15 protein-coding genes and 1 tRNA gene are annotated in these 15,679 nt (G+C 42.6%); 8 read left to right on the forward strand and 8 right to left on the reverse strand.

Annotated elements, in window-relative coordinates:
- Positions 1 to 26 precede the first annotated feature (26 nt).
- The 6 genes from QZY95_RS10195 to QZY95_RS10220 all read left to right on the forward strand — a co-directional run bounded on the left by QZY95_RS10195 (position 27) and on the right by QZY95_RS10220 (position 5,341).
- Positions 27 to 803, forward strand: coding sequence for a hypothetical protein (locus QZY95_RS10195; RefSeq protein ID WP_290923047.1), 777 nt, complete (start codon positions 27 to 29; stop codon positions 801 to 803).
- Between the two features lie 266 nt (positions 804 to 1,069).
- Positions 1,070 to 2,092, forward strand: coding sequence for a class 1 fructose-bisphosphatase (gene fbp / locus QZY95_RS10200; RefSeq protein WP_290923049.1), 1,023 nt, complete (start codon positions 1,070 to 1,072; stop codon positions 2,090 to 2,092).
- A 28-nt stretch (positions 2,093 to 2,120) separates the two neighbouring features.
- Complete coding sequence (tsaD, locus tag QZY95_RS10205) at positions 2,121 to 3,206, forward strand: tRNA (adenosine(37)-N6)-threonylcarbamoyltransferase complex transferase subunit TsaD (RefSeq protein ID WP_290923052.1); 1,086 nt, start codon at positions 2,121 to 2,123, stop codon at positions 3,204 to 3,206.
- A 164-nt stretch (positions 3,207 to 3,370) separates the two neighbouring features.
- A complete protein-coding gene (gene trxA, locus QZY95_RS10210) occupies positions 3,371 to 3,694 on the forward strand; it encodes a thioredoxin (protein ID WP_020001787.1) in 324 nt (107 codons plus the stop codon).
- A complete protein-coding gene (gene trxB, locus QZY95_RS10215) occupies positions 3,694 to 4,617 on the forward strand; it encodes a thioredoxin-disulfide reductase (protein ID WP_290923057.1) in 924 nt (307 codons plus the stop codon). The genes trxA and trxB overlap by 1 nt, the downstream gene beginning before the upstream one ends.
- The gene (locus QZY95_RS10220; protein ID WP_290923060.1) at positions 4,610 to 5,341 is read left to right on the forward strand and encodes an outer membrane protein assembly factor BamD; all 732 of its coding nucleotides are present in this window, start codon (positions 4,610 to 4,612) and stop codon (positions 5,339 to 5,341) included. The genes trxB and QZY95_RS10220 overlap by 8 nt, the downstream gene beginning before the upstream one ends.
- Before the next feature lie 65 nt (positions 5,342 to 5,406).
- On the opposite strand, the gene QZY95_RS10225 is transcribed toward QZY95_RS10220, so the two are convergent.
- Entirely contained in the window at positions 5,407 to 6,099 is a 693-nt protein-coding gene (locus QZY95_RS10225) for a Crp/Fnr family transcriptional regulator (RefSeq protein WP_290923062.1), read from the reverse strand.
- Between the two features lie 206 nt (positions 6,100 to 6,305).
- Between QZY95_RS10225 and QZY95_RS10230 the strand changes: the two genes are divergently transcribed.
- Both QZY95_RS10230 and QZY95_RS10235 read left to right on the forward strand, forming a co-directional pair.
- On the forward strand, positions 6,306 to 7,961 hold the full coding sequence (locus QZY95_RS10230) for a tetrathionate reductase family octaheme c-type cytochrome (protein ID WP_290923065.1): 1,656 nt from the start codon (positions 6,306 to 6,308) through the stop codon (positions 7,959 to 7,961).
- Positions 7,962 to 7,963: 2 nt separating this feature from the next.
- Positions 7,964 to 8,575, forward strand: coding sequence for a cytochrome b/b6 domain-containing protein (locus QZY95_RS10235; RefSeq protein WP_290923067.1), 612 nt, complete (start codon positions 7,964 to 7,966; stop codon positions 8,573 to 8,575).
- 101 nt (positions 8,576 to 8,676) lie between these two features.
- On the opposite strand, the gene QZY95_RS10240 is transcribed toward QZY95_RS10235, so the two are convergent.
- The 7 genes from QZY95_RS10240 to QZY95_RS10270 form a co-directional block, all read right to left on the reverse strand.
- Positions 8,677 to 8,752, reverse strand: a tRNA-Gln gene (locus QZY95_RS10240).
- A 657-nt stretch (positions 8,753 to 9,409) separates the two neighbouring features.
- Positions 9,410 to 10,057: a S24 family peptidase gene (locus QZY95_RS10245; protein WP_290923069.1), complete on the reverse strand. Its 648-nt coding sequence runs from the start codon at positions 10,055 to 10,057 to the stop codon at positions 9,410 to 9,412.
- A gap of 174 nt (positions 10,058 to 10,231) precedes the next feature.
- On the reverse strand, positions 10,232 to 10,675 hold the full coding sequence (locus tag QZY95_RS10250; protein ID WP_290923070.1) for a hypothetical protein: 444 nt from the start codon (positions 10,673 to 10,675) through the stop codon (positions 10,232 to 10,234).
- Complete coding sequence (gene mutS / locus QZY95_RS10255) at positions 10,662 to 13,379, reverse strand: DNA mismatch repair protein MutS (protein ID WP_290923072.1); 2,718 nt, start codon at positions 13,377 to 13,379, stop codon at positions 10,662 to 10,664. Before mutS ends, QZY95_RS10250 begins: the two co-directional genes overlap by 14 nt.
- Before the next feature lie 138 nt (positions 13,380 to 13,517).
- Positions 13,518 to 14,609 (reverse strand): tetratricopeptide repeat protein, encoded by a 1,092-nt coding sequence (locus QZY95_RS10260; protein WP_290923075.1) that lies wholly within the window; start codon positions 14,607 to 14,609, stop codon positions 13,518 to 13,520.
- A 29-nt stretch (positions 14,610 to 14,638) separates the two neighbouring features.
- Positions 14,639 to 15,013, reverse strand: coding sequence for a LapA family protein (locus QZY95_RS10265; protein ID WP_290923077.1), 375 nt, complete (start codon positions 15,011 to 15,013; stop codon positions 14,639 to 14,641).
- Between the two features lie 22 nt (positions 15,014 to 15,035).
- Complete coding sequence (locus QZY95_RS10270) at positions 15,036 to 15,521, reverse strand: HIT domain-containing protein (protein WP_290923079.1); 486 nt, start codon at positions 15,519 to 15,521, stop codon at positions 15,036 to 15,038.
- Positions 15,522 to 15,679: the final 158 nt, after the last annotated feature.

Here is a 15,679-nt window from a genome sequence, read left to right on the forward strand (position 1 = left end):
TCCATTTATAGTTTCAGGAGATTGCATTGCATTATTCATTGAGATGTGGTGTTGCTTTATGCGCGCTTATAGTCTTATTAACTGGTTGTAAACAGAGCGTTAATAATACATGGCGCGAAACAAAAGGGTACTACAACACATATTTGAATACCCCTGCTAAACTTGAATTTGCTGAAGTTGATGCCGATACAGCAGAAGAAAAGCTTGCTGTGATGTATACCCCGATTGGGGAAGAGTTAGAGAAATTTATTCGTGTAATTGATGCAAAAGACGTTTTTCCTGATCTAAAGTGGGTAGAGGCGACCATGGAACGTTTCCCATGGCTGTCTGGAGTTGCTGTGGTCAATCTTGAGGGGAAAGTGCTTATGCAGCGTCCAGCTGTGAGCATGAAACCTTTGAATTTTGCCCCGCTTCTTGATGAAAATAAAGACTTTGGATTCCGAAAATTACGTGGCTATGTTGACGAGACGCCTCTTGGTAATGAAGCATATGTTGCTATGCCGTTTTTTGCAGATAATGAAATGAAAGGGCTTGTTGTAGCTCACTTCGATGCAAGAAGTTTAGTTGAACTCTCTCCGCATTCAGAAGAGCTGATTGTACTTACTGGAAAACACGTGCTTTGGAGTGGAAAGTATCAATTTGAAAATACACCGTTTGCTCAAATTGATTGGAAGCAAATGCTTGGGAATGAAAGCTATGGTGTGTTTAATGAAAGTGGTCAATCATTCACATGGCTTGTAAAATACGTTGGGGAGATCCCAATTGTATTTGGTACAGCAGCAGGGGAAGAGTCTGCAAGCTAGTCTGCATCATTATTGATGATAGTGAACAAACTGTTTGACTCTATAAAGTATTGTGCATAGAGCAAGCTTTCATCCTGCATAATAAAATTAAAGGGTACCTGTGTAGTTAAAGAACACAGGTACCCGTTTTGTGTCAGGAGATTACTAGCTAAACAACTTCGTGCTTGTTACGGGTCGTATTATATTTTTCGGGTAATTGACAAATCCCAGTTCCATTGTAGTATGAGTGAATTAATTTTTATTCATAGATAGTTAGGAGTAATTCCATGCGCCAGGTAACCGTTACTGAACATCTCTTATTGCATCAAACAAAGACTCCTGATGCTTCCGGTAAGTTTACTGCACTTTTTTATGATTTAATTTTGGCTGCGAAAACCATTTCTAAGACAATGAACAAAGCTGGTTTGCTCGATATTTTGGGGGCAACTGGTGAAATTAATGTTCAAGGTGAACAAGTTCAGAAGTTAGATGCGTACGCCAACCGTGTGCTTATTCACCGTATGGAGCGAACTGGTGTTCTTTGTGCTATAGCCTCCGAAGAAAATGCAGATTTTATCCGTATTCCAGAGCAGTTTAAAAAGGGTGAATATATCCTCATCTTTGACCCGCTCGATGGTTCATCTAATGTCGATGTTAACGTTAACGTTGGAACTATTTTTTCTATCCTGAGAAGAAAATCTCCTTCGAATAATGATGTAACATTATGTGATGTTTTGCAGAGTGGTGTCGAGCAAGTTGCTGCTGGCTATTTCCTTTATGGCCCATCGACAATGCTTGTGTATTCTACTGGTGATGGCGTGCATGGATTTACCCTTGATCCAAGCGTCGGGGAGTTTTTATTGTCGCATCCTGACCTACGTATTCCTGAGCAAGGTAAAGTTTACTCTGTAAATGAAGGCTACTATAAGTACTGGGATGATGCGACCCGTGAAGCTATTGAGTACTTTAAGGGTGAGAATAACCCATTAGGCAAGCCTTACTCCGCTCGTTATATCGGGTCACTGGTAGCAGATTTTCACAGGGGGCTTTTGAACGGCGGTATCTATATGTACCCTGCGGATTATCGCAATCCAGGTAAACCTAAGGGCAAGCTTCGTTATTTATGTGAAGCCTCTCCTTTGGCGTACCTTGCGGAACAGGCTGGTGGTGCTGCAACAGATGGTATAACTCGAATTTTAGAATTACAGCCTGAAGAACTTCATGAAAGAGTTCCGTTATTTATTGGTTCTAAGCATGATGTTGAAGCAGTTACTGATATTTACAAAAAGAGCCGTAAGGCATCTAAATAGTAGTGGTTATTAGGCCACGGATATATGTATGCTTACGTTAGGTATTGAATCTTCATGCGATGAGACCGCATTTGCACTTGTTCATGATGGAAAACTTGTAGATAGTGTCATTTCTACTCAGATAGATATTCATGCTCTTTTTGGCGGTGTTGTTCCGGAAATTGCTTCCCGTGAACACTATCGTCTGATCGGGCATCTGTATGACTCTTTGTTAGAGAAAACAGGAATTAATTTTGAGCAGATAGATAATGTCGCTGTTTCCCGTGGTCCCGGCTTGTTAGGGAGTCTTTTAGTTGGTGTCGGATTTGCGAAAGGCCTTGTTGCCGGAACAGATAAAAAGCTCATTGGTGTGAATCATCTTCATGCACACCTATTAGCTGCTGGCTTGGAACAAGATATTCAATTCCCTGCACTTGGTTTGCTGGTTTCCGGTGGGCATACACAGATTTTCTTAATTAACTCCGCTGATGATTTTGTGGAGCTTGGTAAAACGTTGGATGACGCTGCGGGTGAGGCCTTTGATAAGGTCGCTAAAATGTTGAATATGCCATATCCAGGCGGTAAATATATTGACCAGCTTGGCAAATTGGCAACTCCAGATAAGAAGCGTTTTACACGGCCATACCTTGACAATACAAATCTAAACTTTAGTTTCAGTGGGTTGAAGACGGCTTTAAGCTTGTACATTGATGCTCATTCCCATTTAAAATTACCTAGTCTTAATGATGTTGATGACCTTTTTAATGGGAAAAGGGATGTTGCAGAGCTTGCAGAGTTATGTGCCTCTTTTAATTTTACTGTTGCTGACACGTTGCGAGTGAAAATGCAGCGTGCCATTGATCAACGTAAGGAGCAGGGCGGTTCCGTTAACAGTATAATTGTTGCTGGCGGTGTTGCTGCGAACAGTGTAATTCGTAACACTATGTTAGACTTGGCTGCTAAGAATAGTATTGGATTAACACTGCCTTCATTTAGTCTGTGTACAGACAATGCTTCTATGGTTGCTTATATGGGTGAACAATTAATACTTAAGGGCTATTCACATGGTTTGGATTTAGATGCCATTCCGCGTGGTAGAAAGATTCCGCAGGACTATCTGCGTAGTTTGTGTTAAAAATTAAAGGGTGAGCCGGAAAACTCTGCTCACGCTTGACACTGTCTAATAGGCTTACTATTTGTAGTTTTCAGCAAATATAACCTCCTGTAGATATTTGCTGAGTTCTGAACGTAATGGTCACATGACCAAGTTTTTAATGTTTAGTAAAAAAGGAGCGAACAATGGCTGCTCAAGTAACAGATAGCAATTTTGAAGCTGAAATTCTCGAATCTAAAATCCCTGCGTTGGTGGATTTTTGGGCTCCTTGGTGTGGCCCATGCCGTGCAATGGGACCTGTAATCGACGAGCTTGCTGCTGAGTATGAAGGCCAGGTTCGTATCGTAAAAATGAATGTTGATGAAAACCCAGGTACTCCGAGCAAGTACGGTATCCGTGCTATTCCTACCATTATCCTTTTTAAAGATGGTGAAGTGCTTGAGCAGGTTACTGGCGCAGTTTCTAAAAGCAGCATTCAGGATATGATTACCAAGAAGGCTCTTGGCTAATGAAAAAGTACGATTGCTTTGTAATCGGGGGCGGTCCGGCTGGAATGACGGCCGCCCTTTATCTTCTTAGGTCGGGGGTGACAGTGGCGATGGCTGAAAAGCTGACGCCTGGCGGACAAGTTCTGCAGACCGAGGAAGTAGAGAACTACCCGGGCTTTCCAAAAGGGGTTAAAGGGTACGAACTCGCGGATGTTTTTGCAGAGCATCTCGAGGGGTACGAACTGGATCGTTATAGTGAGCCAGTTACCTCTCTTCAACATGCGCATGGTGCGAATAAACTTAAAGTGGGTGATCAAGAGATTATTGCCCGTTCTGTCATTATTTGTACTGGCGCTCGTTACAAAAAGCTTGGTCTCCCTAATGAAGAGTTTTTGACAGGCAAAGGCGTATCTTATTGCGCTTTGTGTGACGGTAACTTTTTTAGAAATCAAACAGTCGCTGTAGTTGGTGGTGGTAATTCTGCTTTAGAAGAGTCCCTCTATCTGGCGAAGTTGGTAAAAAAACTGTATCTCATCCATCGTCGGGAAGGCTTTCGTGCTGCAAAGTACTATCAAGATAAGATCAAAGCCTCTCCAATTATTGAAGTTGTAAAAAACACCATTGTCAAAGAGTTGCATGGTGAGAACGGCTTGACCGGGGTACTCGTTAAGAACTTGAAAACTGAAGAAGAGCAAGTGCTGCCAGTAGATGGCCTGTTTGTTTTTGTTGGTTATGAGCCAAACAAGGAGCTGTTGCCTGACGGCTTGCAGACCGACGAAACAGGTTTCATTTTAACAGATATTGAAATGCGTACAAACCTTCCGGGAATCTTTGCTTCCGGTGATTGTAGGGCAAAGCAATGTCGTCAGGTTACTACTGCGGTTGGTGATGGTGCAACTGCAGCAAACTCTGCCTTCCTTTACTTGGAACAACTCAATGCGTAGAACGCTGCTTCGCTTTTTAGCTATTCTCCCTCTGTTAAGTGTTTTATCTGGTTGCGGTATCATTGACTATTTTTACCTGCCGCCCCCTGAGGATACAGCTCAGGAAATTTTTGAAGCTGGTAACGATGCTATGCGTGACAAAAACTACGCGCAGGCAAAAGAGTACTTTAATACTCTTAAAGACAAATATCCGTTCAGTCCGTATGCAATTGAGTCTGAACTTTCCTTGGCTGATGCGTACTTCCTCGATGGTGACTATTTGTTAGCCGTTGATTCATACAAGGAATTTGAGTCGTTACATCCACGTCACAAGGCAATTCCATATGTATTGTTCCAAATTGGTAATGCAAACTTGGAAAGCTTTGTTTCAATTGACCGCCCTCAGGATAACGTTGCTGAAGGGTATGAATATTTGACCCGCCTAAAGGAATCTTATCCTGGAAGCGAGTATGCAGAAAAAGCCACAGAGTTAATGCAACGTGCTCGCAAGCTTATGGCTGCTCATGAAGTCTATGTTGCAGACTTCTACTGGAGACGCGAGAGCTATGGTTCTGCTTATGAGCGTTACAAATATGTGATGCAGAATTTTAAAGACGTTCCAGATTATCAGGAGTACGTTAAAGAGCGTGCTCGACTTTCCTACCTTAAAAAGACTGAGCAAGAAGCGGAAATTCTTCGCGAACAGGATCAAGGATCATGGAAAGATTATTTTGACTGGTTGTAATATACTTATTCAACTGAATTAAAAAAAGCCTGTGTAACTATCGTTACACAGGCTTTTTTTGTGCGTTATGAGGAAAGTCCTAGCTCAGCACATTGTTCCAAGAGGCTTCTGTCAAGGATGTGAACATGGCGTCCGTCAGTAGATATTATGCCTTGTTCATTCATTCGTTTTAGTGTTCTTGAAAGTGCTTCTGGGGTTGCCCCTATGACCTTTGCGAGTTCTTTGTGGGACATTGGTAGGTAAATGGTAGATTGATCGGAAGATATAGTTTGTGGATCGAGCTTTGCTATAAATGTTGCTATACGCTGAGGGACTTCTTGAAGGGAGAGTGTGCCCGCCAATTCCATTGCATCTCGTAGGCGTTCAGAGACCTTTTGAAGCATAGAGAAAAGAAAAGCGGTGTCTTTATCAGCCGCTGCAAAAAAGCTTTGTTTTGAAATTGAAACAACACGGCAAGGAGTTAAAGCTGCAGCTGTGACAGGAAAAGGTTTTTTCCTGAATGTAGAGCACAGGCAAAATGGCTCCCCGTCAGTCAGAACAAAAAGTGTTTGCTCTTTTCCTTCTGGCGAACTTTTGTACAATTTGGCAGTTCCATTTAGCAGGATATATAATCCAGAAGGAGATTCGCCTTCTCCAATAATGATCTCTTTGGCTTTGTAGGTCATTTCAACAGCGCCGTTTAAAAGGATGGGAAAGATCGTTGTAGGAACATCAGCAAAAAGTGGGAGTTCCTGAAAAGCTTGCTCTAATGTTTTCATTTTATGCCCTGTTGATATATGTCAATGCGCAATAATATCTTTTGGTTAATACCATTGGTATGTTCTAGAGGTATTTCTACAAGTTACGCGATGGTAGCTAAAAAGCCCCGTTAGCTCAATCCCTTTTGAAAACGGGCTGGTTTAGTATTGTTTTTAATACTATCGCAAAAAATCCGCTTTTTTTAGAGCAAGAACGGAGGTTAGTTATGCTGACTAGGTTAAACACGAGCCTTTCGCGATTTGTCCTAGTGTTGGCAGCGTGTGTCGCAGTAAGTTTTTTGGAAGTTTCATTAGCTATTGCAAATCAATTAACCTTTGAGCCTGAAAAGACATATGGGGCCGAACAGGCTCGTAAGGTGTCACGTCCTACAACACGCTGGGTGACTACTGATCACAGTCGTCATCCTGTTTTACAGCAAGAGTTTTCATCACCTGAAGAGGTTACTAGGGCATGTTTGACCTGCCATAATGAAGCATCGAATCAAATTCATCAAACAATCCATTGGACGTGGATTGATCCAGCTGACAGTGAACGTCTAATGGGGAAGAATGGCTTAACGTTGAATAATTTTTGTATTTCAATTCATTCCAATGAGCCGCGATGTACTTCTTGCCATGCGGGGTACGGCTGGAAAGATGGCCAGTTTGATTTCAATAAAGAAGAAGCAGTGGATTGTCTTATTTGTCACGATACAACCGGCACGTATGAGAAATTTCCAACAAAAGCCGGTTATCCCGTAGAAGCTCCTACTAAGTTTGGGAAAAAAACGTTTCAACCTCCGAACTATACAGTAATCGCTGCATCTGTTGGTCGGCCTACACGTGCCAACTGTGGTGCCTGTCACTTTTATGGGGGAGGGGGCGATGGCGTTAAGCATGGAGATTTGGATTCTTCATTGTATAATCCAAGCCGGCAACTTGACGTTCATATGAATTCAGAAGGGGCTAATTTTACTTGTCAGCGCTGTCATTCTACAGATGCTCATTTTATTTCAGGAAGGACTTACAAGCAGCCAGCCTTTACCGATCGTAGAAGTCTCATTGAGGACGATTTGGTAAAACGAATTTCTTGTGAATCATGCCATACGGCAACTCCACATGCTGTTGGACACAAAGCAAACGATCATACGGATAAAGTGGCCTGTCAAAGCTGTCATATTCCAGCTTTTGCAAGGGTAAAACCTACTAAAATGTACTGGGATTGGTCTACAGCAGGTAAAATGAAGGATGGTAAACCATACAAGGTTAAAGGTGCATTTGGAAAAGCTTCGTATATGACGAAGAAAGGTCACTTTGTGTGGGAGAAAAATGTTCAGCCTGAATACTTCTGGTACAACGGAAAAATGGATTATCTTTTGGTAACGGATAAAATTGATCCAACAAAGGTTGTAAAGGTTAATTTTGTTGAAGGTGATAAGGATGATCCAGATTCTCGAATTACTCCGTTCAAAGTGCATAGAGGAAAACAGCCGTATGATTCAGTGAACATGACCATGGCTATTCCTCATCTTTTTGGCAAAGACTCTTCTGCATTTTGGAAGGGCTTTGACTGGAATGCCTCACTGACAGCAGGAATGGCTGCGGCTGATGTTCCGTATAGCGGTGAGTATGGCTTTGTTGAAACAGAGTATCATTACCCCATTACGCACATGGTTGCTCCTAAGGAAAAGACACTGTCATGCAATGCTTGTCACGTAAAAGATGGGCGGCTGGCAACTTTGTCGGGGTTCTACATGCCGGGTCGTGATGGGAGTCGGACTGTGGATATTCTTGGGTGGGTTGCAGTCCTAGCTGCATTGATCGGTGTTATTGTTCACGGTGTGATGCGTGTAATCAGTAAGTCAAAGAGTGAACAGGAGTAATTATGTCTTCCAGAAAGTTATATCTCTACACTCGTTTTGAAAGGTTTTGGCATTGGGCGCAAGCCTTGTTGATCATTATCTTACTAGTTACTGGCTTTGAGGTTCACGGTACTTTTCGACTTTTAGGATTCGGTGTGGCCGTATCAATACATAATTTTTGTGCATGGACATGGTTAGTTCTGTATGCGTTCATTGTTTTTTGGATGCTCACAACCGGAGAGTGGCGGCACTATGTTCCGACATTTGTAAAAATGTTTGAGGTGCTTCAGTACTATATTTCAGGAATCTTTAAAGGAGAACCACACCCCGTACCCAAATCAGAACGCATAAAACATAATCCGCTTCAACGGATTACCTATTTGGGAATTGTGTCTGTTTTAGTGCCTTTTCAAATTGTCACTGGTTTCTTGTACTATTTGTATAATGATTGGCCTGTGTTTGGGTGGGAGCTGAGTCTTTCTGTGGTGGCAATCTTACATACAGTCGGAGCGTTTGCCATGTTGGTGTTTTTTGTAATCCATGTGTACATGACAACGACTGGGCACCATCCTTTCTCACATATTAAAGCAATGTTTACTGGCTATGAGGAATTGGATGAGGACAACGTTGCTTGATAGGAAATAGGTAAGGAGTGATTTTTCCTAAAAAATAAACAAAAAAGCCGCTGAAGATTTCAGCGGCTTTTTTGTCTTGAATGATCAAGAAAATTGTTGTTTGGCTGGGACGGCAGGACTCGAACCCGCGGATGTCGGGACCAAAACCCGATGCCTTACCAACTTGGCTACGTCCCAGCAGCAGCAACAAGAGCGTGTATAGTGGGGAGTGCTCTTCTCGTCAAGCAGAAAATATATTTTTTTTATATTTATTGCACGTTAGATTACCTTTTTACGCTCAAGAGAAAGAAGTAAAGACTGTTTGAGCTTTTAACTTCTTGAAAATACTTTGTTTTTATATGAGGTGTGAAGTAGGGGCTACACAGAACTCAACTTTTATTTTTTTATTTAAATTTCAAAGCATTTCGAGTCTCTGCTCATAATATTATCGTAACGCATCAATGTGGAGTGGTCTATGACAATGAGGGCAAACAATGTATGGGCAATGTTTGGTTGTATCTAATAAAGTGTATGTCCAGTTTCCTGAGTGCTTCACATAATCAACTAACAGGGCAAAACCACAACTGCAGAATCTTTTTTGCATAATTACCTCGTTGTTTATAAAAGTTAACAGGTGGTGGCTAATAAAAGCCAGTGAACTGGCTTAAAGGGGGGTAACATGCCTGTATAGCGAGCGTGCTGGAAAAGCATACGTTGTAGAGGCGCTTTTTTTGCGTGGTAGCACTGTTACTAATTCCTACGGTTGATGGTGTTCATAGGAATAATTTGTACACCATACAGGCATGTTACTGTCTAAACAAAATATATCTAAGTGTCATTAATCGGTCATGGCTACTAATAGTCGCGTGCTGACCAGACAATTTTTCCAATCATTCGGAAAGAGAGAAGTTCATCTCCTTGAATGGTGATTGGTGAATAACTTGGGTTATCACTAAGTAAAGTTATTTTTCCATGTTCCGCCGCAACTCTTTTTACCATGATAGAATCTTCAATTCCGACGGCATAAATACAATTTGAACGTAATGTTGTTTGAGATTGGTCAACCAACACGGTGTCACCTTGCAAAATGAAAGGCTCCATGCTGTCACCAATAACATCCATAAGAACCATGGTTGAAGGAGTGCCTTTTTGTGCTAGCCAAGATTCTTTGAAAACATGTTCTTCTATTGGAGTGGCTTCAACTTCATATGAGCCATCACCAGCACATAATCTAGCAAAAACCTTCGGTACAAAAAATGTGTCAGAATTGTTTTCAGCGTTGTTGACCGGAGCCTGTGGTTCGCCCTTTCCAAATTCAAGCCAATCGGCTGACAGTTTGAAAGAGCGGGATAATGCAAGAACCCATTTTTGAGGAATAGAATTTCTGCGTTTAGCCTGAGTGATAGCGGAACGGTTGACTCCTAGCGCTTTTGCAAGGTCGTGTTGCGAAGCAATAGGAGTGTTTTCTTTTACCCGCGTGAAAAATGTGTTGAAATCTATCATAAGTTACTCATAGGTTCTGGGCATAGTTAGAGCACCATTTGATGCGTGTTGATATATATAAACATAGCGAAAACTTTTTTCAATCATAAAAAGTACAACGTATAAAAATGACAAAAAGCCTCCTCACAATTGTGAGAAGGCTTTTTGTTTCAATTGAGGCAATCAGCTGATTGACTACGGCATCTGGACAAAGATTTCTCCACTGCTGGAGTCAGGCATGCCGAAGTATCTGCTTTTTGCAGTAACTTTAAGACGATACAGAGTGGATATCTGGGTAGGGCAGATTACAGTATTAAATACACCACCGCTGCTGATCAGTCCAAGTTCATTAGGTGTGAAGGTAAATTCTTCATCGCTCTGGAAAGGACAGCCTGGACAATCTGCTTGATCACCTGCTTTCTGAATCTCAATCAAGAGTTCATCAACGTTTCGAACATTACCGGATATTTTCCCAGATACATTAATACAAGGGCTTTTTACCGAGGTTTTGATGTCTTCAAGTTCAAAAAGATCGGCTGAGCTTGCTGGTGTTGGATCGCTTTTAAATCCACAGCCTGCTGCGGTGAGTAAAAGGATACAGCCTGCCATCAGGCATACAAGGCGTTTAGTTGGCGTCATTTTGTTCTCCCCACAAGAGCTTCCACTCTGTAAGTTGTTTTAATGCATCCATAGGAGTCATGTTGTTAGTATCTAAATCTTTCAATGCAGTTACAAGAGGATGATCTATCGGTTCCGTGTTCGCAGGTGGAGTTTTGGCCGTCTTACTTTTTACAGGTGTTTCCGGCATACCGGGAAGCAGGCCTGCCATAGTGGCGGCAACTTTGACCTGATTTGAATTTTGTGAATTACTTTCGAGAGATGCGAGAACTTCTTTTGCTCTTTTTACAACATTAGCAGGTACTCCTGCAAGGTTCGCAACTTCAATGCCGTAACTTCTATCAGAAGGTCCCGGAACCAATCTTCTGAGGAAAACGATTTCGCCTCCCCATTCTTTAATGGCAATGTTCATATTGTGAACACCGGCGATTTTTCCTTCGAGTGCGGTGAGTTCATGGTAGTGGGTTGCGAATAGAGTCCGAATTCCTTCAGACTTTCTACAAAGTTCTTCAACTACAGCCCAAGCAAGTGATAAGCCGTCAAAGGTTGAAGTGCCACGTCCAATCTCATCGAGAATAATGAGGCTGCGCTTAGTCGCTTGTCGTAAAATACGAGCAGTTTCCATCATTTCTACCATAAACGTGGACTGCCCTTGTGCAAGGTTGTCTGAAGCGCCCACTCGAGAGAAGATTCTATCAGCTATTCCAATACTTGCTTCTCGTGCAGGGACAAAAGACCCCATTTGAGCCAAAATGCAGATAATTGCCATTTGGCGCAATACGGTAGATTTACCTGCCATGTTTGGACCGGTTATGAGTAGAAGTTTACGCTTGTTGTCGACACGCAAGTCGTTTGGGATGAAGTTCGAACTTCCTTGAACAGCTTCGACTACTGGATGGCGACCGTCCTTAATAGAAATATCTGTTTCATTATGTAAAGACGGTTTTGTCCAGTTCCACTTCCGTGCTGCTTCGGCAAGGCTTTGCCAATAATCAAGTCCGGCCAGAACATCAGCCATAAAAAGTAGACGTGAACGAGCATCGGCAATGGTTTCGCGCATTTTTTGGAATAACTTATACTCAAGGCTTTTTCGTTTATCCGTAGCTGCAAGGAGTTTTTCTTCCAGCTCTTTTAGCTTAGGTGTTGAGTACCTTTCGGAGTTCGCGAGTGTTTGCCTGCGTACAAAATATTCTGGGACATCTGCAACTGAGCCTTTGGGGACATCAAAAAAGTAGCCGAAGACTCGGTTGTACTTCAGTTTCATTTTTTGAATGCCTGTCGCACTTTGTTCTTCCTGAAGGAGTTCTTCCAGTTTGGATTCACCGTGTTCACTTAACTCAATGAGTTCGTTCAGATCTTCATGGAACCCGTGTTTAAATAGCCCACCTTCTGTAATAAGGTGCGGTGGGTTATCCACAAACGCTTTTTCAAGTAGTTCATGATAATCTGATAGGTTGTCCCAGTGTTTGAGCAATTTGGTAAGCCAAGGAGGAAGCGTAAGTTGTTGCTCGTCATCCATAGTAGAGTATTGCTCGGATGCACCCGGAACAGTTTCAAGAATTTTACGAACGGTCGGAAGCGTGCTGATACTTTGACGTAAAGCGACAAAATCTTTTGGTGCTGCTCGGTTAAGTTGTATGCGTGTGCTGAGTCGTTCTAAATCGTACACAAGGTCGAGGGCAGAGCGGATATCTTTGCGCAATGCATCGTGCGTAAAGAAGTACTCAACTGCATCTTGTGTTTCTATGATTGGAGTTGTGTCTCTCCAAGGATGACGCATTCGTTCAGCAAGGAGGCGTCCCCCCATAGGAGTGAGAGTGTGATCCAAGACTTGCCAAAGTGTTCCAAGACCTTTTCTTCCATCAAGGGTTTTAAATAACTCGAGATTCTTTTCAGTAATGTCATCAAGTATCAGATGTTTTGAAAGGTTCAGCGGTTTAAATCTGGAGAGATGGGTTAGTTCACTTTTTTGTGTCAATTTCAGGTAGGTAAGGAGGGCTCCACACGAACGAACCAGCTCATTACTTTTTTCAAGACCCAGTGCTCCAAGTTCGACGATGTTTTGTGATTCTAAAATTTTTTCTGTGCTGCGTTTCAGATCAAAAAAAGCTTTAGCTGGCTTTTTAAGAATAATAGTATTTGTCAACGCAAATGAAGGAGGTGGAGTTAAATCTTCAGGGATAATCAGTTCCCTAGGACTCATTTTTTGTGCCCATTGCCAGAGGTCCGGCTGTTTTTTCAACTGCATTCCAGACCAGTCGCCAGTAGAGTAGTCAACCCAGGCAAGTCCACCGCTGTTTGTTTTAGAGTCCCAGCAAAGTGCGCCTAAAAAGTTGTGCCCTTTAGCAACTAAGTTGACATCTTCAACAACAGTACCAGGAGTTAAAATTCGTTTAACTTCACGTTTAACAAGCCCTTTTGCCTCACGTGGATCTTCGACTTGTTCGCAGATAGCGACATTGTGTCCTTTTGCGAGAAGCTTAGGCAAGTACGTTTCCACTGCGTGGTAAGGGACACCGCACATTGGGATTCTAAACTCAGAGTTTGAGCTGCTTCTGCTTGTAAGCGTAATCTGAAGGTCGCGAGCTGCAACTTCAGCGTCTTCAAAGAATAGTTCGTAAAAATCTCCCATGCGGTAAAAGAGGAGACAATGTGGATACTGGTCCTTGATTTGAAGGTACTGCTCCATCATGGGAGTCAGTTTAGTAGGGCGATTTGCAGTCATTATAATAATCGGATGTCAAAATGTTTGCGTTGCAGCATGGGAGCCATGCCAGCGTGTTCCCTGTATATATAGGTGAAAAATGGCGTTGCCCAGAGACAACGCCATTTTCTGAAACAAAGTATGGTTAAGCGTTTAAAATTAATCCTGAAGATGGATTCTAAACGCCGCTGTATGCCAGTTTCTACACTTAGGACAGCTGTAAAAAGTTTCGAGTCGCCTGATGCCACAATGGCTGCATACAAAACGTTTTACATTGCCAATTTGATTTACAAAGAAACTGAGTTGATTTTTAAAAACCGGTGAAAGCGGTTGTTCATTCATGGCAAGGCCTAATAACTCCATACGGGCAGCCCAAAAGTTTGGGTTTAGCACCATGGTTTTAGCAAGCCATGCATTGGCCTCTTCAATGTTTCCATCATAAATGTGAAAACGTGCGCAGTAGTACTGGACAATGATATCCGGTTCCTGCGTGTCGAGAACTTCAACAACAATTTTACAAAGGTTGGTTGCAAAGTCATCTCCGCAAGTGTCTGCGTACGTATCGAGAGACGTATAAATGTGTTCGAGCATTAAAAAGCGCATGCTTGGTGTAATATTAGCCAGACCGTCTTTTAGAATGGAATGGCATTTGCGAACTTCGCACTTCTGTGCAGCGAGTGTGAATTTCGCAATCCAAGCTTCAACAGAGCCTTTGTAAATACGCAAAGCTTTATTGAACGATTTTTTAGCTTCGCTTTCATTACCAAGAGACAGAAGGTCTTCACCGTGGAGTACCATATAGTGGGATTGCCCTATACGGTGTCCTAACTTTCCATATAGTCTGGAAGCATCGAGGAAGTTTCCGACTTCAGCATAAAGTACAGCCAGTGATTGAAGGATTTCTTCAGTATCACCCGCGAGCTTTTGTGCACGCTCAAAAGATTGAAGTGCTCTGTCCATGAAACCACCGCGTCGGTAGTCATGCCCAAGTTCAAGAAAAGCTCGAACTCTAAACTCTTCGTCAAGGCCGGGGCGAGCAATCAAATTGTTTCGCAGTTGAACTGCGCGTTCAATATCACCTTGAGCGCGATAGAGGTTTCCGAGAGCAATATAGATCTCGACAGCGTCAGGATCGTTGCGAACCGCTCGGGACAGTTCTGCAATAGTTTCCTTGGTATCGCGTTCGCCGTGGGGTGTTTCAAGCGTTGCAGGAACAGTTTTCTTTTTACCAGGAATCAATCGACTCAGCATGGACATTGGCTGCCCTCCGTAAGTTGCGCTTACGCCTCAGTGTCTTTTTCTGGAGTACCTTCAGATTCAGGCTCAATCTCAGGCAGATTTGCTTTTTCATCAAGAGGGTTAGTACGAAGAGCGTTTACTTCTTTTTCAAGTTTTTTAATCTGCTTGCGTGCTTTTCGGATAGCAGAACCGAGGCGTACGCGTTCGAGCAGGAAGAAGAAAGTAACTGCAAAGGCGCCAAAAACAAAAGCACCAAGAATGAGAAAGTAAATTGGAAGTGGAATAGTTTCCCAAGATTGGTAGAGCAGGTCAACTTTCAGAGTAATAGCCTGAGAAAGTTCAGCTGTGTTCTGCTGGAAGAAAACCATACAGAGGAAAAATACCACAACAAGCAAAAGCACCTTAATAAAACGCATAGACAACTCCTTATTACACGCCCTACGGCAGGTCATCAAATTTTGGTTTCAGTTTAGCATAGGTACTCTGAAGATGCTCAGAGATAAGCCGTACATCGGCACATGTTGCCATAAAGGAAGAGTCGCCTTCCCATCGTGGAACAATGTGGTAGTGAAGATGCTCTCGGATGCCGGCACCAGCGGAAGTACCAAGGTTGAGACCGATGTTGACCCCAGAAGGGTTAAATGTTTCTCGAATAATAGTGGTGGATACTTGTAACAAATCCATTAACTCATGCGTCACATCAGCAGCAAGTTTGGTTATACAATCCGTATGCTTATACGGCATAACCATGATGTGCCCAGTGTTGTATGGATATTTATTCATGATGATGAAGTTTTTTTTGCCTCGATATAAAATCAGGCGTTCTTCATCTTCGTCAGTATGGTCAGGAATGCAAAATACGCATGTATCAGGTTTGGGGCCTAGAATGTAGTCAATGCGCCACGGCGCCCACATATGTTGCATGATAAGTCCTAATGTCTTTCTGAATGAGTCGGGGAAAATTGTTCGGTTTTTATGAATCGTGGTGAGTCATCGCATATGCCGTACAATCCTATCATTATTATCCCTTGCCGATTTACACGGGAAGCGCCGGAAGAGCAAGATTAAGGTTGCAAAAAAGA

The sequence above is a fragment of the Halodesulfovibrio sp. genome (assembly GCF_015482765.1).
Taxonomy (GTDB): Bacteria; Desulfobacterota; Desulfovibrionia; order Desulfovibrionales; family Desulfovibrionaceae; genus Halodesulfovibrio.

Excerpts from the sequence above, each read along its gene's own strand:
- QZY95_RS10220 (WP_290923060.1), top strand. The coding sequence starts at position 4,610 with ATGCGTAGAACGCTGCTTCGCTTTTTAGCTATTCTCCCTCTGTTAAGT.
- trxA (WP_020001787.1), top strand. The coding sequence starts at position 3,371 with ATGGCTGCTCAAGTAACAGATAGCAATTTTGAAGCTGAAATTCTCGAA.
- QZY95_RS10230 (WP_290923065.1), top strand. The coding sequence starts at position 6,306 with ATGCTGACTAGGTTAAACACGAGCCTTTCGCGATTTGTCCTAGTGTTG.
- QZY95_RS10270 (WP_290923079.1), bottom strand. The coding sequence starts at position 15,521 with ATGCAACATATGTGGGCGCCGTGGCGCATTGACTACATTCTAGGCCCC.
- QZY95_RS10260 (WP_290923075.1), bottom strand. The coding sequence starts at position 14,609 with ATGCTGAGTCGATTGATTCCTGGTAAAAAGAAAACTGTTCCTGCAACG.
- QZY95_RS10245 (WP_290923069.1), bottom strand. The coding sequence starts at position 10,057 with ATGATAGATTTCAACACATTTTTCACGCGGGTAAAAGAAAACACTCCT.
- QZY95_RS10225 (WP_290923062.1), bottom strand. The coding sequence starts at position 6,099 with ATGAAAACATTAGAGCAAGCTTTTCAGGAACTCCCACTTTTTGCTGAT.
- QZY95_RS10235 (WP_290923067.1), top strand. The coding sequence starts at position 7,964 with ATGTCTTCCAGAAAGTTATATCTCTACACTCGTTTTGAAAGGTTTTGG.
- QZY95_RS10265 (WP_290923077.1), bottom strand. The coding sequence starts at position 15,013 with ATGCGTTTTATTAAGGTGCTTTTGCTTGTTGTGGTATTTTTCCTCTGT.
- mutS (WP_290923072.1), bottom strand. The coding sequence starts at position 13,379 with ATGACTGCAAATCGCCCTACTAAACTGACTCCCATGATGGAGCAGTAC.
- trxB (WP_290923057.1), top strand. The coding sequence starts at position 3,694 with ATGAAAAAGTACGATTGCTTTGTAATCGGGGGCGGTCCGGCTGGAATG.
- tsaD (WP_290923052.1), top strand. The coding sequence starts at position 2,121 with ATGCTTACGTTAGGTATTGAATCTTCATGCGATGAGACCGCATTTGCA.
- fbp (WP_290923049.1), top strand. The coding sequence starts at position 1,070 with ATGCGCCAGGTAACCGTTACTGAACATCTCTTATTGCATCAAACAAAG.
- QZY95_RS10250 (WP_290923070.1), bottom strand. The coding sequence starts at position 10,675 with ATGACGCCAACTAAACGCCTTGTATGCCTGATGGCAGGCTGTATCCTT.